Raw genomic sequence first — 26,330 nt, 5'->3', positions numbered from 1 at the left:
TGAACCATGTCCACGGATAAAGTTAAGTACGGCGTACATTCCGAAGCCGGCAAACTGCGCAAAGTGATGGTCTGCTCCCCTGGCCTGGCGCACCAGCGCCTGACCCCGAGCAACTGCGACGAACTGCTGTTCGATGACGTTATCTGGGTCAACCAGGCCAAACGCGACCACTTCGACTTCGTCACCAAAATGCGTGAGCGCGGCATCGAAGTGCTGGAAATGCACAACCTGCTGACCGAGACCATCCAGAACCCCGAAGCGCTGAAATGGATCCTCGACCGCAAGATCACCCCGGACACCGTCGGTGTCGGCCTGACCAACGAAGTGCGCAGCTGGCTCGAAGGCCTGGAGCCGCGCAAACTGGCTGAATTCCTGATCGGCGGCGTGGCCGGTGAAGACCTGCCGGAAAGTGAAGGCGCCGGCGTGATCAAGATGTACCGCGACTACCTGGGCCACTCAAGCTTCCTGCTCGACCCACTGCCCAACACCCAGTTCACCCGCGACACCACCTGCTGGATCTACGGCGGCGTGACCCTCAACCCGATGTACTGGCCGGCGCGACGTCAGGAAACCCTGCTGACCACCGCCATCTACAAGTTCCACCCTGAGTTCACCGCGGCCGACTTTGAAATCTGGTACGGCGATCCGGACCAGGACCACGGCAAGGCCACCCTCGAAGGCGGCGACGTCATGCCGATCGGCAATGGCGTGGTCCTGATCGGCATGGGCGAGCGCACCTCGCGCCAGGCCATCGGCCAACTGGCGCAATCGCTGTTTGCCAAAGGCGCGGTGGAAAAAGTGGTGGTCGCCGGCCTGCCGAAATCCCGTGCAGCGATGCACCTGGACACCGTGTTCAGCTTCTGCGACCGCGACCTGGTCACGGTCTTCCCGGAAGTGGTCAAGGAAATCGTGCCGTTCGTCATTCGCCCGGACAGCAGCAAGCCATATGGCCTGGACGTGCGCCGCGAGAACAAGACGTTCCTCGACGTGGTCGCCGAATCGCTGAACCTGAAGAAACTGCGCGTGGTCGAGACCGGTGGCAACAGCTTCGCCGCCGAACGCGAGCAGTGGGACGACGGCAACAACGTGGTGGCGGTTGAACCAGGTGTGGTCATCGGCTACGACCGCAACACCTACACCAACACCCTGCTGCGCAAGGCAGGCGTCGAAGTCATCACCATCAGCGCCGGCGAACTGGGCCGTGGCCGCGGCGGCGGTCACTGCATGACCTGCCCGATCGTGCGCGACCCTATCGACTACTAGACGACCATCAACCGCCTGCACCTGCCGGTGCAGGCGGGCCGATTACCGCTTTCCGTTCACAAGAACAGGAGAAACATCATGGCGTTCAACATCCACAACCGTAACCTGCTGAGCCTGGAACACCACACCCCTCGCGAGTTGCGCTACCTGCTGGACCTGTCCCGCGACCTGAAACGTGCCAAGTACACCGGCACCGAGCAGCAGCACCTCAAAGGCAACAACATTGCGCTGATCTTCGAGAAGACCTCGACCCGCACCCGTTGCGCCTTCGAAGTGGCTGCCTATGACCAGGGCGCCAACGTCACCTACATCGACCCGAACTCCTCGCAGATCGGCCACAAGGAAAGCATGAAGGACACCGCCCGGGTACTCGGGCGCATGTATGACGCCATCGAATACCGTGGCTTCAAGCAGGAAATCGTCGAAGAACTGGCGAAGTTCGCCGGCGTACCGGTGTTCAACGGCCTGACCGACGAATACCACCCGACCCAGATGATCGCCGACGTGCTGACCATGCGTGAGCACGCCGACAAGCCGATCCATGAGATCAGCTACGCCTACCTGGGCGATGCGCGCAACAACATGGGCAACTCGCTGCTGCTGGTCGGCTCCAAGCTTGGCATGGACGTGCGTATCTGCGCGCCAAAAGCCCTGTGGCCGCACGATGACCTGGTCGCCCGTTGCAAGAAATACGCGGAAGAAAGCGGCGCGCGCATCACCCTCACCGAAGACCCGAAAGCTGCGGTCAAAGGCGTCGACTTCATTCACACCGACGTCTGGGTATCGATGGGCGAGCCGGTTGAAGCCTGGGGCGAACGCATCCAGCAACTGCTGCCGTACCAGGTCAACGCCGAGCTGATGAAAGCCACCGGCAACCCGCGCACCAAGTTCATGCACTGCCTGCCGGCGTTCCACAACTCCGACACCAAGGTCGGTAAACAGATCGCCGAGCAGTACCCGAACCTGGCCAACGGCATTGAAGTGACCGACGACGTGTTCGAGTCGCCAGCCTGCATCGCCTTCGAGCAAGCGGAAAACCGCATGCACACCATCAAGGCGATCCTGGTGTCGACCCTGGCTGACCTGTAATCCAGCTGCCAGTCTCTGTGGGAGCGGGCTTGCCCCGCGACAGCGTCACCGCGGTGCAGCAGATGCACCGCCATCGCGGGGCAAGCCCGCTCCTACAGGGTGGCATCTCCCTTTTCTAGAAGGACATCATCATGCGTATCGTTGTTGCATTGGGCGGCAACGCCCTGCTGCGCCGTGGCGAACCCATGACTGCAGACAATCAGCGCGCCAATATCCGCATTGCCGCCGAGCAGATCGCCAAGATCCATCCGGGCAACGAGCTGGTCATCGCCCACGGCAATGGCCCGCAAGTCGGCCTGCTGTCGTTGCAGGCGCAATCCTACAAACCTGATGAAGCCTACCCGCTGGACGTGCTCGGTGCCGAAACCGAAGGCATGATCGGCTACATCATCGAGCAGGAGCTGGGCAACCTGCTGGACTTCGAAGTACCGTTCGCCACCCTCCTGACCCAGGTCGAAGTGGACGCCAACGACCCGGCCTTCAAGGACCCGACCAAGTTCATCGGCCCGGTCTACAGCAAAGAAGACGCCGAGCGCCTGGCCAAAGAGAAAGGCTGGGTGGTCAAGGCCGACGGCGACAAATACCGCCGTGTGGTCGCCAGCCCGAAACCCAAGCGCATCTTCGAGATCCGCCCGATCAAATGGCTGCTGGAAAAGAGCAGCATTGTCATCTGCGCCGGCGGTGGCGGTATCCCGACCATGTATGACGCCGACCGCAAGCTCAAGGGCATCGAGGCGGTGATCGACAAAGACCTGTGCTCGGCGCTGCTGGCCGAACAGCTCGAAGCCGACCTGCTGGTGATCGCCACCGACGTCAACGCGGCGTTCATCGACTATGGCAAGCCAAGCCAGAAGGCAATTGCCCAGGCGCACCCTGACGAGCTCGAACGCCTGGGCTTTGCCGCAGGCTCCATGGGCCCGAAAGTCCAGGCCGCTTGCGACTTTGCACGCCACACCGGCAAAGTGGCGGTCATCGGTTCTCTGGCCGACATCGAGGATATCGTCAAGGGTACGGCCGGTACCCGGGTTTCCACCGCCAAGCCGGGAATCAGCTACCGTTGAATGCAGTTGGCGGGCCTTGGGCCCGCCGTTTTCACCTTTGCGGAGGATTCCATCATGGCCAAATTCGAACCCGGTCACGTGCATATCGAGCGCACTGCGCTGAACAAGGCTGATCACAGCTACGACCTGAATATCGAGTACGCAGTAGTCCGGGAAGCCAACAAACACGGCATTGATTTCCACATGCATGGGAGCATCGAAGGCAAGACCGTGGAGGAAAAGTTCTTCCTGAGCAAGGAAGAGGTACTGCCAAGCTTCCTGAGTGTTGCCACGCGCAAGGCGCAGAGCTACATGCCGTCGCCGAAGAAATTCGAGAGCCTGGGCTCAGGGCACAAGATCTACGACCTGATGTTCGAGGACATTCGCGAGAAGCTGGAGGTGAAGTCGGGCGACCCGGTCAATCCCGAGCACTTCGAATAGCCCTACCGGCCTCATCGCCGGGCAAGTCGGTTCGCCGCACCGCCGCTCTCACCCAGGTAGGAGCGGCGGTGCGGCGAACCGACTTGCCCCGCGATTGCGCTGAACAGCATACTGGCCGCCTTCGGCAGCCTTGACCCCCTCCCCCATGCGCATCCACGTCAGTTTCATCGACCGTGTCGGTATCACCCAGGAAGTGCTGGCCCTGCTCGGCGCCCGCAACCTCAACCTGGACGCCGTGGAGATGGTGCCGCCGAACGTCTACATCGACGCCCCGACCCTCAGCCCCCACGTGCTCGAAGAGCTGCACGACGCGCTGTTCAACGTGCAGGGCGTGCAAACCGTACAAGTGGTCGACATCCTCCCCGGCCAGCGCCGTCACCTGCAGCTCGATGCCCTGCTCGCGGCCATGAGCGACCCGGTGCTGGCCCTGGACAGCGTCGGCCACGTGCTGCTGGCCAACCCGGCGCTGGTGGCGTTGTGCGGGCAGGAACCGTCCGACCGTTCGGTGGCCGACCTGTTTGGCGACCCGGGCTTGCTCGAAGCACTGATCGAACAGGGCTTCCACCTGCCCCTGCGCGAAGTGACCCTCAACGGCCAGACCCTGCTGCTCGACGCCACGCCGATCACCAACGCCGGCGCCCTGCTGACCCTGTACCAGCCCAACCGCATCGGCGAACGGCTGTCGGCACTGCACCATGACCATGCCGAGGGCTTCGATGCGCTGCTCGGCGACTCCCCGCCGATCCGCACCCTCAAGGCCCGCGCCCTGCGCGTTGCAGCTCTGGACGCGCCGCTGCTGATCAACGGTGAAACCGGCACCGGCAAGGAGCTGGTGGCCCGCGCCTGTCACGCTATCAGCAGCCGTCACAGTGCGCCCTTCCTGGCCCTCAACTGTGCGGCGCTGCCGGAGAACCTGGCCGAAAGCGAGCTGTTCGGTTACGCCCCCGGCGCCTTTACCGGTGCGCAACGTGGCGGCAAGCCGGGGCTGATGGAACTGGCCAACCAGGGCACAGTATTCCTCGACGAGATCGGCGAGATGTCACCGTACCTGCAGGCCAAGCTGCTGCGTTTTCTCAACGATGGCAGCTTTCGCCGGGTCGGCGGTGATCGCGAGGTCAAGGTCAATGTACGGATCCTCAGCGCCACCCACCGCGACCTGGAAAAAATGGTCGCCGAGGGCACCTTTCGCGAAGACCTGTTCTACCGCCTGAACGTGCTCAACCTGCAGGTGCCACCGTTGCGCGAACGTGGCCAGGACATCCTCCTGCTGGCGCGCTACTTCATGCAGCAGGCCTGCACCCAGATCCAGCGCCCGCTGTGCCGCCTGGCCCCGGCCACTTACCCGGCGCTACTGGGCAACCGCTGGCCGGGCAACGTGCGCCAGCTGCAGAACGTGATCTTCCGCGCCGCGGCCATCAGCGAAAGCAGCCTGGTGGACATCGGCGACCTGGACATTGCCGGCACCTCGGTGGCTCGCGGCCATGACGCTGAAGTCGACAGCCTTGAACAGGCCGTGGAAGACTTCGAGCGCAACCTGCTGGAAAAGCTCTACAGCAGCTACCCCTCGACCCGCCAGCTAGCCAGCCGCCTGCAAACCTCGCACACCGCCATCGCCCATCGCCTGCGCAAGTACGGCATCCCGGCAAAGTCCTGAACAGCTGTAGCGAAATCACTACATCGTAACGATATCGATACAGCACAGTTTCAGGGCCACAGTGCAAGGTTCTGATCCACTTGAGCTTTTTTTCTCACCCCTAGGTGTAGCGATTTCGCTACACCGGTTATGTATTCTCTTTCCGGAAATTATCTAACTATTTGTTTTAAAAAGATATTTTAGATATGGCCGCAATATTGCTATGGCATTACCCATCCCTGGGCTCACCTGAGCCATGCCCACAGCCGTCCCCTGCGGCCCTTGAGGAGTTTCCATGAGCGAGTTGCGTTTTACCGAAGATCACGAATGGCTGCGTAGCGAAGCTGACGGCAGCGTCACTGTCGGGATCACCGCCTTCGCCCAGAACGCCCTGGGCGATGTGGTCTACGTGCAACTGCCAGAGCTGCAACGCTACGAGCAAGGCGCCGAAGCCTCGACCGTCGAATCGGTCAAGGCTGCCAGCGGCGTGTACATGCCGCTGACCGGCGAAGTGGTAGCAGTCAACGACCAGCTCGAAGGCAACCCCGAACGGGTCAACGAAGACCCGCTGGGTGAAGGCTGGTTCTTCCGTTTCATCCCCGCCGACGCCGGCGCCGTCGCGCAACTGCTCGACCAGGACGCCTACGACCGCCTGATCAAAGCCAACGCTGACGCCTGAGGAACCGCCCATGACCATCAACCTCGGCACTGCCAACGAATTCATCGCCCGCCACATCGGCCCGCGCCAGCACGACGAGCAGCACATGCTCGCCACCCTCGGTTTTGACTCGCTGGAGGCCATGAGCGCCGCGGTCATCCCCGACAGCATCAAGGGCACCAGCGTCCTTGAGCTAGGCGCCGGGCAAAGCGAAGCCCAGGCGCTGGCCTCGCTCAAGGCCATCGCCGGCAACAACCAGCTGTTCAAGAGTTTCATCGGCCAGGGTTACTACAACTGCCACACGCCGGCGCCGATCCTGCGCAATCTGCTGGAAAACCCGGCCTGGTACACCGCCTACACCCCTTACCAGCCAGAGATTTCCCAGGGCCGCCTGGAAGCGCTGCTGAACTTCCAGACCCTGATCAGCGACCTCACCGGCCTGCCGATCGCCAACGCCTCCCTGCTCGACGAAGCCACTGCCGCTGCCGAAGCCATGACCTTCTGCAAACGCCTGAGCAAGAACAAGGGCAGCCACGCCTTCTTCGCCTCGGTGCATTGCCACCCGCAAACCCTGGACGTGCTGCGCACCCGTGCCGAGCCGCTGGGTATCGAAGTTGTCGTCGGCGACGAGCGTGAGCTGAGCGATGTCAGCGCCTTCTTCGGCGCCCTGCTGCAATACCCGGCCAGCAGTGGTGAAGTCTTCGACTACCGCGAGCTGGTCGAGCGCTTCCACGCGGCCAATGCCCTGGTCGCCGTGGCGGCCGACCTGCTGGCCCTGACCCTGCTGACCCCGCCGGGCGAATTCGGCGCCGACGTGGCCATCGGCAGCGCCCAGCGCTTTGGTGTACCGCTGGGCTTTGGTGGCCCGCATGCCGCCTTCTTCTCGACCCGCGATGCATTCAAGCGCGACATGCCCGGCCGCCTGGTCGGCGTGTCGATCGACCGCTTCGGCAAGACCGCACTGCGCCTGGCCATGCAGACCCGCGAGCAACATATCCGCCGCGAGAAAGCCACCAGCAACATCTGCACTGCCCAGGTACTGCTGGCCAACATCGCCAGCATGTACGCCGTATACCACGGCCCTCAGGGCCTGAAGCAGATCGCCGAGCGTACCCACGCGCTGACCGCGATCCTCAAGGCCGGCCTGCAACAGTTGGGTGTACAGGTCGAAGTGGAACACTTCTTCGACACCCTGACCCTGACCACCGGCAGCAGCACCGCCGCCCTGCACGACCAGGCCCGCAGCCAACGCCTGAACCTGCGCCAGATCGACGCCCAGGGCCTGGGCCTGTCGCTGGATGAAACCAGCACCCAGGCCGACGTCGAAGCCCTGTGGCAGCTGTTCGCCGCTGGCAAGGCCAGCCCGGACTTCGCCACCCTCGCTGCCAGCGTTCAGGCACAACTGCCACGCACGCTGCTGCGCCAGTCGGCGATTCTCGAGCACCCGGTGTTCAACCGTTACCACAGCGAAACCGAGCTGATGCGCTACTTGCGCCGCCTGGCTGACAAGGACCTGGCGCTGGACCGCACCATGATCCCGCTGGGCTCGTGCACCATGAAGCTCAACGCCGCCAGCGAAATGATCCCGGTGACCTGGGCCGAGTTCGGCAGCCTGCACCCGTTCGCCCCGGCCGCGCAGAGCCAGGGTTACCAGCAACTGACCAGCGAGCTGGAAGCCATGCTCTGCGCCGCCACCGGCTACGACGCCGTGTCGCTGCAGCCCAACGCCGGCTCCCAGGGCGAATACGCCGGCCTGCTGGCGATTCGCGCCTATCACCAGAGCCGTGGCGAAGCGCGTCGCGACATCTGCCTGATCCCGTCCTCGGCCCACGGCACCAACCCCGCTACCGCGCACATGGCCGGCATGCGCGTTGTAGTCACCGCCTGTGACGCCCGCGGCAACGTCGACATCGACGACCTGCGTGCCAAGGCCATCGAACACCGCGAACACCTTGCCGCGCTGATGATCACCTACCCCTCGACCCATGGCGTGTTCGAAGAAGCCATTGGCGAGATCTGCGCGATCATCCATGACAACGGCGGCCAGGTGTACATCGACGGCGCCAACATGAACGCCATGGTCGGCCTCTGCGCCCCGGGCAAGTTCGGCGGCGACGTTTCGCACCTGAACCTGCACAAGACCTTCTGCATCCCCCACGGCGGTGGCGGCCCGGGCGTCGGCCCGATCGGCGTCAAATCGCACCTGGCGCCGTTCCTGCCGGGCCATGCGCACATGGACAACAAGCAGGGCGCGGTTTGCGCCGCACCGTTCGGCAGCGCCAGCATCCTGCCGATCACCTGGATGTACATCCGCATGATGGGTGGCGCCGGGCTCAAGCGTGCCTCGCAAATGGCCATCCTCAACGCCAACTACATCGCCCGCCGCCTGGAAGAGCACTATCCTGTGTTGTACACCGGCAGCAATGGCCTGGTGGCGCACGAGTGCATCCTCGACCTGCGCCCGATCAAGGACAGCAGCGGCATCAGTGTCGATGACGTGGCAAAACGCCTGATCGACTTCGGCTTCCACGCCCCGACCATGTCGTTCCCGGTGGCCGGCACGCTGATGATCGAACCGACCGAAAGCGAGTCCAAAGAAGAACTGGACCGCTTCTGCGAGGCGATGATCCGCATCCGCGAAGAGATTCGCGCGGTCGAAAGCGGCAGCCTGGACAAGGACGACAACCCGCTGAAGAACGCCCCGCACACTGCCGCCGAAATCGCCGGTGAGTGGAGCCACCCGTACAGCCGCGAGCAGGCGGTGTATCCGCTGGCGTCGCTGGTCGAAGGCAAGTACTGGCCACCGGTCGGCCGCGTTGACAACGTGTTCGGCGACCGCAACCTGGTGTGTGCCTGCCCGTCGATCGAGAGCTATCAGGACGTCTGAGGCCTCTTCGCGGGGCAAGCCCGCTCCCACAGTGAGAACCTCATTCCCTGTGGGAGCGAGCTTGCCCCGCGATAGCCTTCATCACAACGAGGGTACGACCATGTCACTAAGCGTCTTCGACCTGTTCAAGATCGGCATCGGCCCCTCCAGTTCCCATACCGTAGGCCCTATGCGCGCCGCTGCGCGTTTTGCTGAAGGCCTGCGTCGCGACGGCCTGCTGGCCGCTACAGTCAGCGTCAAGGCCGAGCTCTATGGCTCGCTCGGCGCCACCGGCAAAGGCCACGGCAGCGACAAGGCCGTGCTGCTCGGCCTTGAAGGCGAACACCCGGACAGCGTCGACACCGAAAGCATCCCCGCACGCCTGCAGGCCATCCGCAGCAGCGGCCGGCTCAACTTGCTCGGCGAGCATGCAATCGACTTCGTTGAAAAGCAGCACCTGGCGATGATCCGCAAACCCCTGGCCTTCCATCCCAACGGCATGATCTTCCGTGCCTTTGACGCCGCCGGCTTGCAGATTCGCAGCCGCGAGTACTACTCGGTGGGCGGTGGTTTCGTGGTCGACGAGGACGCCGCCGGCGCCGATCGCATCGTCGAAGACAGCACCGTGCTGCCCTACCCGTTCAAGACCGCCAAGGAGCTGCTTGGCCACTGTACCGCGCAGCACCTGTCGATCAGCCAGGTCATGCTGGCCAACGAAGCCGCCTGGCGCCCGGAAAGCGACACCCGCAGCGGCCTGTTGCACATCTGGCAGGTCATGCAGGACTGCGTGTCTGCCGGTTGTCGCAACGAAGGTATCTTGCCTGGCGGGCTCAAGGTCAAACGCCGCGCCGCCGCACTGTACCGCCAGCTGTGCAGCAACCCGGAGGCGAGCCTGCGCGACGCGCTGTCGGTGCTCGACTGGGTCAACCTCTACGCCCTGGCCGTCAACGAAGAAAACGCCTTTGGCGGGCGCGTGGTCACCGCGCCGACCAATGGCGCCGCCGGTATCGTCCCGGCAGTGTTGCACTACTACATGCGTTTTATCCCGGGCGCCAATGACGACGGCGTGGTGCGTTTTCTGCTCACCGCCGCCGCCATCGGCATCCTCTATAAAGAGAACGCCTCGATCTCCGGTGCCGAAGTCGGCTGCCAGGGCGAAGTCGGCGTTGCCTGCTCGATGGCCGCCGGAGCCCTGTGCGAGGTGATGGGCGGCACGGTGCAGCAGGTCGAGAACGCCGCCGAAATCGGCATGGAACACAACCTGGGCCTGACCTGCGACCCGATCGGCGGGCTAGTCCAGGTGCCCTGCATCGAGCGTAACGCCATGGGTTCGGTCAAGGCCATCAACGCGGTGCGCATGGCCCTGCGCGGTGACGGGCAGCACTTCGTCTCGCTGGATAAGGTCATCCGCACCATGCGCCAGACCGGCGCCGACATGAAAAGCAAATACAAGGAGACCGCCCGCGGCGGTCTGGCCGTCAACATCATCGAATGCTGACACCCTCTCAAGCCCCAAGGAGTCATCAATGTCCACCGAAACACTGCTCAAGACCCCGCTGCACGCCCTGCACCTGGAACTGGGCGCCCGCATGGTGCCGTTCGCCGGATACGACATGCCGGTCCAGTACCCGCTGGGAGTGATGAAAGAACACCTGCACAGCCGCGAGCAGGCCGGCCTGTTCGATGTTTCGCACATGGGCCAGATCCGCCTGAGCGGCGCCGCTGCAGCCAAGGCCCTGGAAACCCTGGTGCCGGTCGACATCATCGACCTGCCGGTGGGCATGCAGCGCTATGCCATGTTCACCAACGAACACGGCGGCATCCTCGATGACCTGATGGTCGCCAACCTGGGCAACGACGAACTGTTCCTGGTGGTCAACGCGGCCTGCAAAGAGCAAGACCTGGCCCATTTGCGCAAACATATCGGCGATCAGTGCCAGATCCAGCCACTGTTCGAGGAGCGCGCCCTGCTGGCCCTGCAGGGGCCGGCGGCGGTGAAGGTGCTCGAGCGCCTGGCACCCGTCGTGACGAAGATGACTTTCATGCAGTTCCAGCCGGTACAACTGCTGGGCGCAGACTGTTTTGTCAGCCGCTCGGGCTACACCGGTGAGGACGGTTTCGAGATTTCGGTGCCGGCCGGGAAAGCCGAAGAGCTGGCGCGCCGCCTGCTGGCCGAACCCGAAGTCCAGGCTATCGGCCTGGGCGCACGCGACTCGCTGCGCCTGGAGGCCGGCCTGTGCCTGTATGGCCACGACATGAACACCCAGACCACGCCCATCGAAGCCAGCCTGCTCTGGGCCATCTCCAAGGTGCGCCGTGCCGATGGCCAGCGCGCCGGCGGCTTCCCCGGTGCCGAGGCGATCTTCGCCCAGCAGCAAAGCGGGGTTGCGCGCAAGCGCGTGGGCCTGTTGCCGCAGGAGCGCACACCGGTGCGCGAAGGCGCCGAGATCGTTGACCAGTCAGGCACGGTTATCGGCAGCATCTGCAGTGGCGGCTTTGGCCCGACATTGAATGCGCCGGTGGCGATGGGGTACCTCGATGCCGCGTACAGCGCACTGGAAACCCCAGTGTGGGCGATCGTGCGCGGCAAGCGCGTGGCGATGAAAGTGAGCAAGATGCCCTTCGTTGCCCAACGCTATTATCGCGGCTGAATCGATACTTGAAACAACGTGTCATGAAGCGTTCGGATTTTCGAATTCGAACGCTTTTTATAACTTTCGAAAAGCGTTGCGACAATGCTTGGAATGAGCCGGAAAAAATCGACCGAACGGCGGCTAAAAGGCACAGCGGCGGCGGTCTGCAGGGCTTGTTTTTGTCTTCAAAGTTAGCGTATTGTCTGTGCACTGTGTTTGCATGGGTCGCTATGGTTCGTGACCTGGGCAGTAGCTCTGATGTTTGCTACACCCGTTCGACGTCTCTTACTTTCCTGCAACCCAGCCCAGTACTCTTTCATTTGGAAGAAGCTGTTACTAATTCTAAGTTTCAAAGGAAATAAGACAATGTCCCAACGTCAGAGCGGTACCGTCAAGTGGTTTAACGACGAGAAAGGTTTTGGTTTCATCACTCCAGAAAGCGGTCCGGATCTGTTCGTACACTTCCGCGCTATTCAGGGTAACGGCTTCAAGAGCCTGAAAGAAGGTCAGAAAGTCACCTTCATCGCCGTGCAGGGCCAGAAAGGCATGCAGGCTGACGAAGTTCAAGCCGAAGGCTGATCTTCATCAACAAAGAAGCCTCTGCTGGCAACAGCAGGGGCTTTTTTGTGCGCGCAATTCCGTAGAATGGGCGTTTTGCGCAAGGAGGGCCTCGCCAGTGCCCAAGCAGCTGTTACAGCCCGAAGGTGAATTTCCCCCTGTCGACCTTGGCCGCCGCCTGGCCGCCATGTTCTATGACTTTTTGCTGTGCACCGCGTTGCTGATCGTCACCGCCGGTGCCTACAAGATGATCCAGATGGCTTTCATCGGGGAAGCGCGCATGCGCGAGTTGACCGAGGCCGGCGCCCTGGATGGCGACCCGTTGCTGTCGACCATCCTGCTGTTCGCCCTGTTCGGCTTTTTCGCCAAGTTCTGGACCCACGGCGGCCAGACCCTGGGTATGCAGGTATGGGGCATCCGTGTGCAAAATGCCGACGGCAGCGCCATCAGCCTGTGGCAGGCGCTGCTGCGTTTTGTCGTATCGATCGGCTCGTGGTTGTGCTTGGGCCTGGGTTTTATCTGGGCGTTGTTCGACAAGCGCAAGCGCAGCTGGCACGACATCTACTCCGACACTCAACTGGTGCGAATTCCCAAGCGCAAAAAATAACCGCGCACAAAAAAGCCGACCCTGAGGTCGGCTTTTTCTTGTCTGCGGCAATTTATCCGGCGCGCCGCAACATCCACAACCCGGCCACCGCACAGATCGCCGCCGGCAGCACCACCGCCAGCAACGGCGGGAAGCCGAACACCTGGCTGGAAGGCCCGAGCAGGTCCTGGGCGATGCGGAACACAAAACCCACCAGCACCCCGGTGAACACCCGCTGACCAAGGGTCACCGAGCGCAGCGGGCCGAAGATGAAGGAAATGGCCATCAGCACCAGCGCCGCGGTGACCATCGGCTGCAGCACCTTGGTCCAGAATGCCAGCCAGTACCGGGCGTTGTTCAGGCCCTGGTCGGACAGGTAGTGGATGTAATCCCAAAGACCGGTGATCGACAGTGATTCTGGTGCGACCACTACGGTATTGAGCAACTGCGGGGTGACCGACACGTCCCAGCGTTCTTCAGGCGTTTTGATGACTTCGGTGTGATCGCCGCGGAAATAGGTGGTGGTCACGTCGCTGAGCAGCCAGTGATCTTCCTTGTACTGGGCACGGCGGGCAAAGCTCGAGGTCTGCATGTGCCGCTCGTTGTCGAAGCGATAGCGGGTCACGCCGTAGAGCAAGCCGTTGGGCTGCACCGAGTTGATGTGCACGAACTCGTCACCCTGGCGGTGCCACATGCCGCGCTTGGAGCTCTGCGCCTCACCACCGCCCTGGGCCAGGGAACGGTCGGCCTGGGCCTTGTTCTCGGTGACCGGGGCCAGGTACTCGCCAATCAGGATACCGGCCAGCATCAGCACCAGCATCGGCTTCATCACCGCCCAGACGATCCGCCCGATCGACACGCCGGCGGCGCGCATGATGGTCAGCTCGCTGCTGCTGGCCAGGCTCCCCAGGCCGATCAGGCAGCCGATCAGGGCAGCCATCGGCAGCATGTCGTAGAGCCGCCGCGGTGCGGTGAGCAAGACGAAATTGCCGGCGTCCATCAGCGTGTAGGTGTCGGTGATATCGCCCATTTCATCGATGAAGGCGAACAGCGAAGCCAGGCCCAGAATGATGCCCAGTACGGCGAGGATCGCCATCAGCACGCTTTTGCCGATGTAACTGTCGAGCTTAACCATGGGCCACCTCCGCACGGCGAGCGGCGCGCTTGAGGCGCAACGGCTCCCAGTACATCAGCCCCAGGCCGATCAACAGAAACAGGCCATGGACCCACCAGATACCCAGGCCGATCGGCAGCTTGCCTTTCTCCAGGGCGCCACGCACGGCAATCAGCATTGTCAGGTACGCCATATACAGAAGAATCGCCGGCAGCAGTTTGAGGAAACGGCCCTGGCGCGGGTTGACCCGCGACAGTGGCACCGCCAGCAGGGTGACGATGAACACCAGCAACGGCAGCGACAGGCGCCACTGAAGCTCGGCACGCTCGCGCAGGCCCTTGCTGCCAATCAGTTGCGAGGTCGGGATGGCTTCACGCTCGGTGATCTCTTCACTGACTTCAGGCTTGGGCAACAGCACGCCGTAGGTGTCGTACTTGATTGCGCGGTAATCAGCCTGGCCAGGGTTACCGTCATAGCGGTAGCCGTTTTCCAGGATCAGGTAGCGGTTGCCATCGGGGTTGACCTGCTGGTGGCCTTTTTCCGCCACCAGTACCGACGGACCGCGGTCCTTGGTCTTGTCCTGGTTGAAGCGCTTCTCGGAAATGAACACGCCGCCAAGGTTGACCCGATCTTCCGACAGTTGCTCGGTATAGGTAACCCGTGAACCATCGCGCAGGGTCTGGAAGCGGCCCGGCACCAGGGTGTCGAACTCGGTCAGGGCGTCCTGCTGGTTGATGATCTGTGCGACCTGGGTAACGCCCTGGGGCGCCAGGCTCAGGCTCAGCCAGGCTACCAGCAAGGCCACCAGTGCCGCCGGCGCCATGGTCATGCCCAGCAACCGCTGCTGGCTCATGCCGGTGGCCGAAAGCACGGTCATCTCGCTTTCCAGGTACAAACGGCCATAGGCCAGGAGGATACCGAGGAACAGCCCCAGAGGCAGGATCAACTGCAGGAAGCCCGGCAGGCGGTAGCCCATGATCAGGAACAGCACGCTCGGGTCGAGCACGCCCTGGGCCGCCTGGGCCAGGTATTTGATGAAGCGCCCACTCATGATGATGACCAGCAGCACAGCGCTGACGGCACTCAAGGTCACCAGGACCTCGCGGGACAGATAACGAAAGACGATCAAACCAGACACTCCTGGGTTGTCAGGCTCGGACAGCCGAACAAGAAATCCATAACAGCCAAGATAGTAGCCCGCTCGGCAGAGCGAACCCGGGTAAAAGTTGGCGCATTATCCTGTGATTGGCCGTGCCTGTCACTTGGCGCCGCACAATGCTTCATCTCGGGGTTGTCAGGGCGGGCGAAGCAGGCTCAAACTGGGGGCTTTAGCACTGGTACGCGACCACGCGGCCACGACCGCGCCTGCATAGACAACGCGCATCGACAGATCATTCGGGGAACCTGACATGGAACTGGTTGTAAAAAGCGTAGCCGCAGCATCCTTGAAAACCGCCACCCTGGTCCTGCCCGTGGCTGAAGGCGGCAAACTCGGCGCCATCGCCAAAACCATCGACGAAGCCACCGGCGGTGCCCTGGCCAGCGTGCTCAAGCGCGGCGACCTGGCCGGCAAGGTCGGCCAGACCCTGCTGCTGCACAGCCTGCCAAACCTCAAGGCCGAGCGCGTGCTGCTGGTGGGTACCGGCAAGGATGCCGAGCTGGGTGATCGCAGCTGGCGCAAGGTCGTTGCCGCCGTGCTGGCAGTGCTCAAGGGCTTGAACGGCAGCGACGCAGCACTGGCCCTGGACGACGTCAAGGTTGCCGGCCGCGATGCTTTCTATGGCAAGACCCGCCTGTTGGCCGAGAGCCTGCTCGATGGCCAGTACGTGTTCGACCAGTTCAAGAGCAAGAAAGCCGAACCTCGCGCCCTGAAAAAAATCACCCTGCTCAGCGCCAAGGCCGGTGCCAGCGATGTCGAGCGCGCGGTCAAGCATGCCGTTGCCATCGCCAACGGCATGGGCTTCACCCGCGACCTGGGCAACCTGCCACCGAACGTCTGCCACCCAAGCTACCTGGCCGAACAGGCCAAGGCCCTGGGCAAGGAATTCAAGGGCCTCAAGGTCGAGGTGCTGGACGAGAAGAAGATCAAGGACCTGGGCATGGGCGCTTTCTACGCCGTCGGCCAGGGCAGCGACCAGCCGCCACGCCTGATCGTGCTCAACTACCAGGGCGGCAAAAAGAGCGAGAAGCCTTTCGTGCTGGTGGGCAAGGGCATCACCTTCGACACCGGTGGCATCAGCCTCAAGCCCGGCGCCGGCATGGATGAAATGAAGTTCGACATGGGCGGCGCCGCCAGCGTCTTCGGCACCCTGCGCGCCGTGCTCGAGCTGCAACTGCCGATCAACCTGGTGTGCCTGCTGGCCTGCGCCGAGAACATGCCGAGCGGCGGCGCCACCCGTCCTGGCGACATCGTCACGACCATGAGCGGGCAGACCGTCGAGATCCTCAACACCGACGCCGAAGGCCGCCTGGTGCTGTGCGACACCCTGACCTACGCCGAGCGCTTCAAGCCTCAGGCAGTGATCGACATCGCCACCCTGACCGGCGCCTGCATCGTCGCCCTGGGCAGCCACACCTCGGGCCTGATGGGCAACAACGATGACCTGGTCGGGCAACTGCTCGACGCCGGCAAGCGCGCCGACGACCGCGCCTGGCAGCTACCGCTGTTCGACGAATACCAGGAACAGCTCGACAGCCCGTTCGCCGACATCGCCAACATCGGCGGGCCAAAAGCCGGCACCATCACCGCCGGTTGCTTCCTGTCGCGCTTTGCCAAGGCTTACAACTGGGCTCACCTGGACATCGCCGGCACCGCCTGGATCAGCGGCGGCAAGGACAAGGGTGCCACTGGCCGCCCGGTTCCACTGCTGACCCAGTACCTGCTCGATCGCGCCAACGCCTGAGGCGACGCTGGCCGTCTGCGCCTTGGGGCGTAGCCGGCCGGCAGGCAGACCATGAGCAAAGTCGATTTCTACATATTGCCCAGCGCCGCGCCCTCGGCGCGCCTGGATTTCGCCTGCAAACTGTGCGACAAGGCCTGGCGCCTGGGGCACCGGGTTTACCTGCATTGCAGCGACGCCGCCCAGCGCGATGAACTGGACGCGCGCCTGTGGGCGTTCAAGGGCGAGGCCTTCGTGCCCCACGACGCGGCTGAAGACAACCCGCAGGGCAGCGTCGCTCTGGGCCTTGGCGATGATGCCGGCAGCCACCAGGACCTGCTGATCAACCTTGACCTCAAGGTACCGGCGTTCGCTTCCCGCTTTGCCCGGATCGCCGAGATCGTGGTCGAAGAGCCGGCGATTCGTCAGGCGGCCCGAGAGAGTTTCCGTTTCTACCGCGAACAGGGCTATGCTCTGCAAGATCACCGCTTACAGCGACTCTGAAGACGATGGACAAACCCACTCCCCTGCCCCAATCCGCGCACCTGCTGGACGACCTGGAGTCGATCCGCCAGCTGCTTGGCGATGCATCCCTTGAGCCGCCGCTATTGACCGACACCGTCGAGGAGCAGATCCCGCTGCTGCTCGAAGAGGCCGAAGCAGCGCCGCAGCCGGCGCCTGAAGCGCCAGCCGACCCGCAGGCCAAGCGCCAGGAAACCCTGCTGCACCTGGACGCCGAGCTACGCGCGGCGGCCCAGTTGATCATGCAGGACGTGATCAACGATTTCGCCCCGCATATCGAAAGCGAAATCAAGCGCCGCCTCGATGCCAGGCTTGAGCGCCTGCTTAACCAATAAAAAGCAGTAACAAGCTTCAAGCGACAAGCTGCAAGAGCCGTGCGGCGCTCTGAGCTTGCAGCTTGTCGCTTGAAGCTTGCGGCTTCGTTATACTCTCCGGCTTTCCTGAATAAATGCCTAAGGGTCCCGCCGCGCATGGATAAGACCTACCAGCCGCACGCCATTGAAACTTCCTGGTACAACACCTGGGAGTCCGAGAATTATTTCGCTCCGCAAGGCGCGGGCGATTCCTACACCATCATGATCCCGCCGCCGAACGTCACCGGCAGCCTGCACATGGGTCATGGCTTCAACAACGCGATCATGGACGCCCTGATCCGTTTCCGCCGCATGCAGGGCCGCAACACCCTGTGGCAGCCAGGTACCGACCACGCCGGTATCGCCACGCAGATGCTGGTCGAGCGTCAACTCGAAGCCAAAGGCCAGAACCGTCACGACCTGGGCCGCGAGAAGTTCCTGGAAAAGGTCTGGGAATGGAAAGATCAGTCCGGTGGCAACATCAGCCGCCAGATTCGCCGCCTGGGCTCGTCGGTCGACTGGAGCCGCGAGCGTTTCACCATGGACGACGGCCTCTCGGAAGCAGTGAAAGAAGCCTTCGTGCGCCTGCATGAAGACGGCCTGATCTACCGCGGCAAGCGCCTGGTCAACTGGGACACCAAGCTGCACACGGCGATTTCCGACCTCGAAGTGGAAAACCACGACGAGAAGGGTCACCTGTGGAACCTGCGCTACCCGCTGGCTGACGGCGCCAAAACTGCCGACGGCAAGGACTACCTGATCGTCGCCACCACGCGCCCGGAAACCATGCTCGGCGACGCCGCCGTTGCCGTGAACCCGGAAGACGAGCGTTACAAGGCGCTGATCGGCAAGTTCGTCGAGCTGCCGCTGGTTGGCCGCCGTATCCCGATCATCGCCGACGACTATTGCGACCCTGAGTTCGGTACCGGCTGTGTGAAAATCACCCCGGCCCACGACTTCAACGACTATGAAGTCGGCAAGCGCCACAACCTGCCGCTGCTGAACATCTTCGACAAGAACGCCTTCGTCCTGCCGGCCGCCCAGGTGTTCAACCTCGACGGCAGCGTCAACGACAGCATCGACGCGACCCTGCCGGCCCAGTATGCAGGCCTCGACCGCTTCGTTGCGCGCAAGCAGATCGTTGCCGATTTCGACGCCGCCGGCCTGTTGGTCAGCGTCGACGACCACGCCCTGAAAGTGCCGAAAGGCGACCGCTCGGGTACCGTCATCGAGCCGTGGCTGACCGACCAGTGGTACGTGTCGACCAAGCCGCTGGCAGAGCCTGCGATTGCTGCCGTCGAAGACGGCCGCATTCAGTTCGTGCCCAAACAGTACGAAAACATGTACTTCTCCTGGATGCGCGACATCCAGGACTGGTGCATCAGCCGTCAGCTGTGGTGGGGTCACCGTATTCCGGCCTGGTACGACGAATCCGGCAAGGTCTATGTCGGCCGTAGCGAAGAAGAGGTGCGCAGCAAGCACAACCTCGGCGCCGACGTGGTCCTGAACCAGGACAACGACGTGCTCGACACCTGGTTCAGCTCGGGCCTGTGGACCTTCTCGACCCTGGGCTGGCCACAGCAGACCGAATTCCTCAAGAAGTTCCACTCCACCGACGTGCTGGTCACCGGCTTTGACATCATTTTCTTCTGGGTTGCCCGGATGATCATGCTGACCATGCACCTGGTGAAGAACGAGGACGGCACCCCGCAGGTACCGTTCAAGACTGTGTATGTCCACGGCCTGGTGCGCGATGGCCAGGGCCAGAAGATGTCCAAGTCCAAGGGCAACGTCCTTGACCCGCTGGACATCGTCGACGGCATCACCCTGGACGAACTGCTGGAAAAACGCACCAGCGGCATGATGCAGCCAAAGCTTGCCGAGAAGATCGCCAAGCAGACCAAGGCCGAGTTCCCGGAAGGCATCGCCAGCTACGGCACCGACGCCCTGCGCTTCACCTTCTGCTCGCTGGCGTCCACCGGTCGCGACATCAAGTTCGACATGGGCCGCGTCGAAGGCTACCGCAACTTCTGCAACAAGATCTGGAACGCTGCGCGCTATGTTCTGGACAAGGGCGAAGACTGCGGCCAGAACGGCGAAGCCTACGAGCTGTCGCTGGCTGATCGCTGGATCATCTCGCAGCTGCAGCGCACCGAAGCCGAAGTCACCCGCCAGCTCGACCAGTTCCGCTTCGACCTGGCCGCCCAGGCGCTCTACGAGTTCATCTGGAACCAGTATTGCGACTGGTACCTGGAGCTGTCCAAGCCGGTCCTGTGGGACGAGAACGCCCCGGTCGAACGCGCCCGTGGCACTCGCCGCACCCTGGTTCGGGTGCTGGAAGTGGCACTGCGCCTGGCCCATCCGTTCATGCCGTTCATCACCGAAGAAATCTGGCAGCGCCTGGCGCCGCTGGCCGGCGCGCAAGGCAAGACCATCATGCTGCAGCCATGGCCAGTGGCCAATGAAAGCCGCATCGATGCCGCTGCCGAAGGCGATATCGAATGGCTCAAGGAGCTGATGCTCGGCGTGCGCAACATCCGCGGCGAAATGAACATCGGCCCGGGCAAGCCACTGCAACTGTTCCTGAAAAACGCCAGCGCCGAAGACCAGCGCCGCCTGCAGGAAAACGAAGCGCTGCTGAAGAAGCTGGCGAAGATCGAGTCCTTCACCGTGCTCGGCGAACAGGACGAGGCGCCGCTGAGCGCCACCGCCCTGGTCGGCGATCTGCAAGTACTGGTGCCGATGGCCGGGCTGATCGACAAGGACGCCGAGCTGGCTCGCCTGAACAAGGAAATCCAGCGTCTGCAGGGCGAAGTCCAGCGCGTCGGCGGCAAGCTGTCCAACGCCGCCTTCGTCGACAAGGCACCGCCTGCGGTGATCGACAAGGAACGCGCCAAGCTGGCTGAAGCCGAACAGGCCCTGGCCAACTTCACCGAGCAGCATGCGCGGATTGCCGCCTTGTAACGATCGCTGACCTCAGTGATGCCATCGCGGGTCAAGCCCGCTCCCACAGAAGTCTCTGTAGGAGCGGGCTTGACCCGCGATGCTTTGCACCGGACCTCAACATGACCACAACCAACAAACCGACCCTGCACCCGCGCAACCGCCACCAGGGCCGCTACGACTTCCCCCAGTTGATCAAGAGCAGCCCGCAGCTGGGCCAGTTCATGATCACCAACCCCCACGGCAAGCCGAGCATCGACTTCGCCAACCCGGATGCCGTCAGGGTCTTCAACCGCGCCCTGCTCAAGGCCCAGTACGGTATCCAGCACTGGGACATCCCGGCTGACTACCTGTGCCCGCCAATCCCCGGCCGGGCCGACTACGTACACGTGCTGGCCGACTTGCTGGCAGACGAAAACGGCGGCGAAATACCCCGTGGCGCGCAGGTCCAGGCCCTGGACATCGGCGTCGGTGCCAATTGCATCTACCCGTTGCTGGGCAACAGCGATTACCGCTGGCGCTTTCTCGGTTCAGACATCGACGCCACGGCACTGGCTGCGGCCGGCGCCATCGTCCAGGCCAATGGCCTGGGCAAGGCCATCAGCCTGCGCCAGCAAGGCAACCGCAAGCACATCCTGCTGGGGCTGCTCAAAAGCGACGAGCGCTTCGACCTGACCCTGTGCAACCCGCCCTTCCACGCCTCACGCGAAGAAGCCACCCGCGGCAGCCAGCGCAAATGGCGGGCACTGGGCAAGGCCGATCCCAAGCGCAAGCTGCCGGTGCTGAACTTTGGCGGGCAGAACAACGAACTGTGGTGCGAAGGCGGCGAGATCCGCTTCGTCAGCCAGTTGGTGGCCGAGAGCGTCAGCCTGAGCCAGCAGGTGCTGTGGTTCACCAGCCTGGTATCGAAAGCCTCCAACCTGCCCGGCATCCAGGCCGCGCTGAAAAAGGCCGGGGCGGCCGAACAGCGGGTGGTGGAGATGGGCCAGGGGCAGAAACAGAGCCGCATGATCGCCTGGACCTTCCAGGACGCCGCAGCGCGCCAGGCTTGGCGCCAGCAGCGCTGGAGCAAAACCCAGTCATAAAAAAACCGCGTCCGGGCAACCCGGACGCGGCTTTTGTCGAGCTGTTTACAATTACTTGTTTACAGCGTCGGTCAGCACTTTGGCTGGTACGAACTTGACGACTTTCTTGGCAGCGATTTCGATGGCAGCGCCAGTCGAAGGGTTGCGGCCGGTACGGGCAGGACGCTCGGTGATTTTCAGTTTGCCGATGCCTGGCAGGGTGATTTCGCTGCCATTTTCCAGTTGATCAGCAACGATCTGGCCCAGTTGCTCCAGAGCGTTACGCGCGGTGGTTTTTGGCGCGTCGATAGCTTCAGCGATATCGGCGATCAGTTGGTCTTTGGTCAATGCCATGGTGGTGTTCCTTCCCTATCAAATTCAGTGAGTATGCAGAGTGCTACGTCAGTCATCGAGCCAGACCTGCGGGGGATCCGGCGGTCCGGTGTTACAGCCACGTCAATCGCGTATGTAGATACGTAAAACGACGTTTGGTTCGACGTGACGCGAGCGGTCTGCCAGCAATGCGCCACACACGGGGCGCAAGACCGGGCAAAACTACCACAGGAATAGATAAATATCCGCCTCCCACAGGGCAAATGTGCAGGTTTTTCGGGGGTTTGCGCGAAAAAACGCAAAAATTTGAACAAAAAATAAACAACCGACATATCTGCCAACATCTGGCCGCTGAATCACCCCTGTGCTGAGGTACACTTGGCGACTTTGCAACGCGGCCAGCACCGCCCATTTTCAACCGAGAATCCCATGCCGATCCGTCATTGCATCGTCCACCTGATCGACAAGAAACCCGATGGCAGCCCCGCCGTGCTGCACGCCCGCGACTCGGAACTGGCCGAGTCGGGTGCCATCGAAAACCTTCTGGCCGACCTCAACGATAGCTACAACGCCAAACAGGGCAAAGCCTGGGGCTTCTTCCACGCAGAATCCGGCGCCCACCCGTTCAGCGGCTGGCTCAAGGAATACCTCGACGAAGGCAGCACCTTCACGGCCTTCAGCCGCGTCGCCGTCGAGCACCTGCAAAAGCTGATGGAAGAGTCCAACCTGTCGGTCGGCGGCCACGTGTTGTTCGCCCACTATCAGCAAGGCATGACCGATTACCTGGTGATCGCCTTGCTGCACCACAGCGAAGGCGTGGCGGTAAACGCCGAGCTGGACGTGACCCCGTCGCGCCACCTGGACCTGGGCCAGCTGCACCTGGCCGCGCGCATCAACCTTTCCGAGTGGCAGAACAACAAGGCCTCCAAGCAGTACATCTCGTTCATCAAGGGCAAGAACGGCAAGAAAGTCTCGGAGTACTTCCGCGACTTCATCGGCTGCCAGGAAGGCGTCGACGGCCCGGGCGAGACCCGCACCCTGCTCAAGGCTTTCAGCGATTTTGTCGAAAGCGAAGACCTGCCCGAAGAAGCCGCCCGCGAGAAGACCCAGACCCTGGTCGACTACGCCACCAGCCAGACCAAGGCCGGCGAGCCAGTAACCCTCGAGGAGCTCTCAGGGCTGATCGATGAAGACCGCCCACGGGCCTTCTACGAACATATTCGCAACAAGGACTACGGCCTGTCGCCGGAAATCCCCGCCGATAAGCGCACGCTCAACCAGTTCCGCCGCTTCACCGGCCGTGCCGAAGGGCTGTCGATCAGCTTTGAAGCGCACTTGCTGGGCTCGAAGGTCGAGTACGACGAGGAAGCCGGCACCCTGATCATCAAAGGCCTGCCGACGCAACTGACCGATCAGCTCAAGCGTCGCAAGGACTGAGCCCCGCCCAGGAGGCCACCAGCGCCTCCTTGGCACTCTTGCGCAGCTTTTTCACCAGCCGCTCCTGTTGCAGCGCCTTGGTTTTGTCGGGCCAGGCCTCGACATAGACCAAAGCCACTGCCGGGCTGGTGCTGAAGTAGCGTGCCCCCTGGCCCTTCTGGTGGGCCTGGAAGCGCCGCTCCGGGTTGTCGCTGATCCCGCAGTACAGCGAGCCATTGGCGGCGCGTACCAGGTAGACGTACCAGGGTTTGTTCGGTGGTTGGGCAATGGGCTCGGACACGTTAGTGACTATCAACGGCAAAGCGCACAGCTTAGCGCCTCAGCGCCCCGCCTGAAACGCCCGCAGGCCTTTCTGCGCCTGGGCGCGCACCTTGCCCTGGACCAGCGGCGACCAGCCCAGCAGCACCCCCGTGGTGCCCAAGGCCTGACGTGCCCAGCGCCACAGGTCGAAACTGTCGTGGTGCTCGCAGATCTTGCCGTCCCGAAACACAAAGCGTGCCTGGATGTCGTTGACCACGGTGCGGCCGGTCTGGCTGAACAGGTAGCGGGCGACCCAGCGGGCGCTGCCAGCGCGCTCGTCGGCGCGTACCGTGTCGAAGGTCAGGGTAAAGTCCTTGGCGCGGGTGGTGAGCATGCGCCACATGTCACCGGCATCCTTGCCGCGCAAAGTACCGAAGACCGGGTCACTGAAAACGATATCGTCGCTGTAACAGGCGACCATGGCTTCGGCGTCCAGGCGCTGGAAGGCCTGGTAGAAGCGGGTGATCAGGGCAGTATTGGCGTCGCTCATGGTGCAGGTCCGGTTCATGGCAATAGACCTGCACCATAGTCCGTCGAAGTGGCAAAAAGCTATGGGCATTTGCCTGGCGAATGTCTGCTCAAACCCGCTCGCTGACCACCTGCACATGCAGGTTGCGCCCGGCCTTGAGGCCAAAGCCTATGGCGCCGATGCCCAGCACGGCAAAGATCCAGCCCACCGCGTTCCAGCCGCCGGTCAGGTCATGCACCAGGCCGACCGCGAACGGCCCCATCGATGCCAGGGTGTAACCGATGCCCTGGGCCATGCTCGACAGGTTGGCGGCGACGTGAGCGTCTTTGGAACGCAGCACGATCAGGGTCAATGCCAGGGCGAAGGTACCGCCCTGCCCCAGCCCCAGGACAATGGCCCAGCCCCACAGGCCTTCCAGCGGCGCATACAGGCAGCCGAACAAGCCGGCCAGGGCCATGAGCATGACCACCACAATGGCCAGGCGCTGGTCCTTGCCACGGGTCGCCAGCCACGGCGCGCTGAGCGAACTGAGCAACTGCACGATCACCGAGCCGGACAACACCAGCCCGGCCTGGGTCGGGCTCAGGCCGCGACCGATGAGGATCGACGGCAGCCAGCCGAAAACGATATAGGCCAGCGACGATTGCAGGCCCATGTACAGGGTGACCTGCCAGGCCAGCGGATCGCGCAGCAGGCCGCGTACACGGTAGGCCACATTGTGGGCGCCGTGGCCCTGGCGGGCCTGGGGCAGCCAGATCAGCGCCGCCAGCAAGGCCGGGATCAACCAGAAGCCCAGGCCCAGCGACCAGCTGTCGCCCAGGCGCTCGCTCAGGGGCACGGTGGCGCCCGCAGCCATTGCCGCGCCCAGGCACAAGGCCATGGTGTAGACGCCGGTCAGGGTCCCGGCATGCTTGGGGAAGTCGCGCTTGACGATGCCCGGCAACAGCACGCCGATCACACCGATGCTAGCCCCGGCCATGATACTGCCGACGAATACCCCGGTGCTGCCAAAGGCGCTGCGCACGGCAATCCCCGCAGCCAGTACCAGAAGGATGCCGAGAATGACCCGCTCACTGCCAAAACGTCGCGCCAACACCGGCGCCAGTGGCGCGAACAAGCCCAGGCAAAGCACCGGCAAGGTGGTCAGCAGGCCCGCCTGGGAAGCGCTCAAGCCGAGGTTGTCGCTGACCTGGCCCAGCAGCGGCGCCATGCTCGACAACGCCGGACGCAGGTTCAGCGCCACCAGCACCAGGCCGAGCAGCAACAGCCACGGGCGCTTGAGCAGCACCGGTTGCTGTTGCACTTGTTCGTCGTCGGCTTCGGCGTCGATCAGCAGTTCTTCCAGCTCCGGCCCGTTGGCCGGCGCCGCAGTTCGGGTTGTTTCATCGCCCATGGCAGTCTCGCAAGGTCAGGATTCGTTGATCAGGGTCCGGCTCAGGGCCTTGGCCTTGTCCGGATCGCGTTGTTCGATGGCATCGAGAATCTGCCCGTGCAGGTCGAACACAAGCTGGCAGCGGGGAGCGTGGCTCAGGTTGTGATGCAAGGTGGCCGCCACCACCCCGGAAAAGTAGCGATACAACTCGCTCAGCGCCGGGTTATGCGCGGCATCCACCAGGCGCTGGTGGAACACCAGGTCGCAACCGATGTATTGCTCCAGGTCGTCGTGAAAATGCGCACTGCTGTGCTTGAGGGCCTCTCGTAGCCCTTGCAGGTCTTCTTCGCTGCGGCGCAGCGCGGCCAGGCCAATGGCCTCGGCTTCAAGGAGATGGCGGGTTTCCCGCGCCTGCTCCAGGTCGCAGCGTGACAGCGCCTGAAGGGCCTGCAACGGGTCGACGGCGGTACGCAGGTAACTGCCATCGCCCTGGCGAACTTCGACCAGGCCACTGAAAGCCAGCACACGCATGGCTTCGCGCACCGTGTTGCGGCTGATGCCGAGCTCAGCAGCCAGTTCCGGCTCGGTGGGCAGGCGCTGGCCCACCGTCCAGGCGCCGCTGGCAACCCGTTGTCGCAGTTGCTCGACCGCTTGTTCGACCAGGGAGCGTTTGATCAGTAAGGTCATGACATCCAATCATCGGATGAATTTGAGAGAGGGAGGTTACCGGTAAAATCCATCGCGGGGCAAGTCGCGACGCCTCGACTTGCCCCGCGA

Annotated in this window: 24 protein-coding genes; 17 read left to right on the top strand and 7 right to left on the bottom strand. The window is 63.0% G+C overall.

Features of this window, described 5'->3' with window-relative positions:
• Nucleotides 1-6: 6 nt before the first annotated feature.
• From arcA to ACZ9A3_RS01795, 11 genes are all read left to right on the top strand, one after another.
• Entirely contained in the window at nucleotides 7-1,263 is a 1,257-nt protein-coding gene (gene arcA / locus ACZ9A3_RS01845) for an arginine deiminase (protein WP_045196415.1), read from the top strand.
• 78 nt (nucleotides 1,264-1,341) lie between these two features.
• On the top strand, nucleotides 1,342-2,352 hold the full coding sequence (locus tag ACZ9A3_RS01840; protein WP_045196413.1) for an ornithine carbamoyltransferase: 1,011 nt from the start codon (nucleotides 1,342-1,344) through the stop codon (nucleotides 2,350-2,352).
• A 131-nt stretch (nucleotides 2,353-2,483) separates the two neighbouring features.
• A complete protein-coding gene (gene arcC / locus ACZ9A3_RS01835; RefSeq protein ID WP_093387115.1) occupies nucleotides 2,484-3,413 on the top strand; it encodes a carbamate kinase in 930 nt (309 codons plus the stop codon).
• 54 nt (nucleotides 3,414-3,467) lie between these two features.
• Entirely contained in the window at nucleotides 3,468-3,833 is a 366-nt protein-coding gene (locus ACZ9A3_RS01830) for a DUF5064 family protein (RefSeq protein WP_195885744.1), read from the top strand.
• A gap of 145 nt (nucleotides 3,834-3,978) precedes the next feature.
• Nucleotides 3,979-5,487 carry a sigma-54-dependent transcriptional regulator gene (locus tag ACZ9A3_RS01825; RefSeq protein ID WP_476252070.1) on the top strand — a complete coding sequence of 503 codons (1,509 nt, stop codon included), beginning with the start codon at nucleotides 3,979-3,981 and terminating at the stop codon, nucleotides 5,485-5,487.
• Between the two features lie 274 nt (nucleotides 5,488-5,761).
• A complete protein-coding gene (gene gcvH, locus ACZ9A3_RS01820; RefSeq protein ID WP_045196405.1) occupies nucleotides 5,762-6,145 on the top strand; it encodes a glycine cleavage system protein GcvH in 384 nt (127 codons plus the stop codon).
• 10 nt (nucleotides 6,146-6,155) lie between these two features.
• A complete protein-coding gene (gene gcvP / locus ACZ9A3_RS01815) occupies nucleotides 6,156-9,011 on the top strand; it encodes an aminomethyl-transferring glycine dehydrogenase (protein WP_476252069.1) in 2,856 nt (951 codons plus the stop codon).
• A 100-nt stretch (nucleotides 9,012-9,111) separates the two neighbouring features.
• Complete coding sequence (locus ACZ9A3_RS01810; protein ID WP_195885742.1) at nucleotides 9,112-10,488, top strand: L-serine ammonia-lyase; 1,377 nt, start codon at nucleotides 9,112-9,114, stop codon at nucleotides 10,486-10,488.
• Between the two features lie 28 nt (nucleotides 10,489-10,516).
• The gene (gene gcvT / locus ACZ9A3_RS01805) at nucleotides 10,517-11,641 is read left to right on the top strand and encodes a glycine cleavage system aminomethyltransferase GcvT (RefSeq protein WP_213602317.1); all 1,125 of its coding nucleotides are present in this window, start codon (nucleotides 10,517-10,519) and stop codon (nucleotides 11,639-11,641) included.
• 348 nt (nucleotides 11,642-11,989) lie between these two features.
• Nucleotides 11,990-12,202 carry a cold-shock protein gene (locus tag ACZ9A3_RS01800; protein ID WP_007931076.1) on the top strand — a complete coding sequence of 71 codons (213 nt, stop codon included), beginning with the start codon at nucleotides 11,990-11,992 and terminating at the stop codon, nucleotides 12,200-12,202.
• Between the two features lie 97 nt (nucleotides 12,203-12,299).
• A complete protein-coding gene (locus tag ACZ9A3_RS01795; RefSeq protein WP_093387135.1) occupies nucleotides 12,300-12,788 on the top strand; it encodes an RDD family protein in 489 nt (162 codons plus the stop codon).
• A 52-nt stretch (nucleotides 12,789-12,840) separates the two neighbouring features.
• On the opposite strand, the gene lptG is transcribed toward ACZ9A3_RS01795, so the two are convergent.
• Together lptG and lptF are read right to left on the bottom strand one after the other, a co-directional pair.
• Nucleotides 12,841-13,902, bottom strand: coding sequence for an LPS export ABC transporter permease LptG (gene lptG, locus ACZ9A3_RS01790; protein ID WP_045196392.1), 1,062 nt, complete (start codon nucleotides 13,900-13,902; stop codon nucleotides 12,841-12,843).
• Nucleotides 13,895-15,010 carry an LPS export ABC transporter permease LptF gene (lptF, locus tag ACZ9A3_RS01785; protein WP_045196390.1) on the bottom strand — a complete coding sequence of 372 codons (1,116 nt, stop codon included), beginning with the start codon at nucleotides 15,008-15,010 and terminating at the stop codon, nucleotides 13,895-13,897. Before lptF ends, lptG begins: the two co-directional genes overlap by 8 nt.
• 280 nt (nucleotides 15,011-15,290) lie before the next feature.
• On the opposite strand from lptF, the gene ACZ9A3_RS01780 reads away from it, so the two are divergent.
• From ACZ9A3_RS01780 to rlmF, 5 genes are all read left to right on the top strand, one after another.
• The gene (locus ACZ9A3_RS01780; RefSeq protein WP_045196387.1) at nucleotides 15,291-16,784 is read left to right on the top strand and encodes a leucyl aminopeptidase; all 1,494 of its coding nucleotides are present in this window, start codon (nucleotides 15,291-15,293) and stop codon (nucleotides 16,782-16,784) included.
• A 51-nt stretch (nucleotides 16,785-16,835) separates the two neighbouring features.
• Nucleotides 16,836-17,264: a DNA polymerase III subunit chi gene (locus ACZ9A3_RS01775; protein WP_093387140.1), complete on the top strand. Its 429-nt coding sequence runs from the start codon at nucleotides 16,836-16,838 to the stop codon at nucleotides 17,262-17,264.
• A 5-nt stretch (nucleotides 17,265-17,269) separates the two neighbouring features.
• Complete coding sequence (locus ACZ9A3_RS01770; RefSeq protein ID WP_045196382.1) at nucleotides 17,270-17,617, top strand: hypothetical protein; 348 nt, start codon at nucleotides 17,270-17,272, stop codon at nucleotides 17,615-17,617.
• 135 nt (nucleotides 17,618-17,752) lie between these two features.
• Nucleotides 17,753-20,599: a valine--tRNA ligase gene (locus tag ACZ9A3_RS01765; RefSeq protein ID WP_045196381.1), complete on the top strand. Its 2,847-nt coding sequence runs from the start codon at nucleotides 17,753-17,755 to the stop codon at nucleotides 20,597-20,599.
• Between the two features lie 101 nt (nucleotides 20,600-20,700).
• Complete coding sequence (gene rlmF, locus ACZ9A3_RS01760) at nucleotides 20,701-21,663, top strand: 23S rRNA (adenine(1618)-N(6))-methyltransferase RlmF (protein ID WP_093387145.1); 963 nt, start codon at nucleotides 20,701-20,703, stop codon at nucleotides 21,661-21,663.
• A 51-nt stretch (nucleotides 21,664-21,714) separates the two neighbouring features.
• Here the strand turns inward: rlmF and ACZ9A3_RS01755 are convergent, their stop codons facing one another.
• Nucleotides 21,715-21,996 (bottom strand): HU family DNA-binding protein, encoded by a 282-nt coding sequence (locus tag ACZ9A3_RS01755; protein WP_009398256.1) that lies wholly within the window; start codon nucleotides 21,994-21,996, stop codon nucleotides 21,715-21,717.
• Between the two features lie 408 nt (nucleotides 21,997-22,404).
• Here ACZ9A3_RS01755 and yejK point away from each other — a divergent pair, with 408 nt between their 5' ends.
• Nucleotides 22,405-23,412: a nucleoid-associated protein YejK gene (gene yejK, locus ACZ9A3_RS01750; RefSeq protein WP_045196375.1), complete on the top strand. Its 1,008-nt coding sequence runs from the start codon at nucleotides 22,405-22,407 to the stop codon at nucleotides 23,410-23,412.
• On the opposite strand, the gene ACZ9A3_RS01745 is transcribed toward yejK, so the two are convergent.
• The 4 genes from ACZ9A3_RS01745 to ACZ9A3_RS01730 all read right to left on the bottom strand — a co-directional run bounded on the left by ACZ9A3_RS01745 (nucleotide 23,393) and on the right by ACZ9A3_RS01730 (nucleotide 26,240).
• Nucleotides 23,393-23,692: a GIY-YIG nuclease family protein gene (locus ACZ9A3_RS01745; protein WP_045196374.1), complete on the bottom strand. Its 300-nt coding sequence runs from the start codon at nucleotides 23,690-23,692 to the stop codon at nucleotides 23,393-23,395. The two genes, yejK and ACZ9A3_RS01745, sit on opposite strands and share 20 nt — an antisense overlap.
• Nucleotides 23,693-23,731: 39 nt before the next feature.
• Nucleotides 23,732-24,202 carry a nuclear transport factor 2 family protein gene (locus ACZ9A3_RS01740; RefSeq protein WP_093387155.1) on the bottom strand — a complete coding sequence of 157 codons (471 nt, stop codon included), beginning with the start codon at nucleotides 24,200-24,202 and terminating at the stop codon, nucleotides 23,732-23,734.
• 88 nt (nucleotides 24,203-24,290) lie between these two features.
• Nucleotides 24,291-25,574 carry a CynX/NimT family MFS transporter gene (locus tag ACZ9A3_RS01735; protein WP_093388192.1) on the bottom strand — a complete coding sequence of 428 codons (1,284 nt, stop codon included), beginning with the start codon at nucleotides 25,572-25,574 and terminating at the stop codon, nucleotides 24,291-24,293.
• 15 nt (nucleotides 25,575-25,589) lie between these two features.
• The gene (locus ACZ9A3_RS01730; RefSeq protein WP_258716396.1) at nucleotides 25,590-26,240 is read right to left on the bottom strand and encodes a FadR/GntR family transcriptional regulator; all 651 of its coding nucleotides are present in this window, start codon (nucleotides 26,238-26,240) and stop codon (nucleotides 25,590-25,592) included.
• Nucleotides 26,241-26,330: the final 90 nt, after the last annotated feature.

The organism is Pseudomonas sp. TE4620 (assembly GCF_056279045.1).
This window is presented reverse-complemented; position numbering and strand designations above follow the sequence as displayed.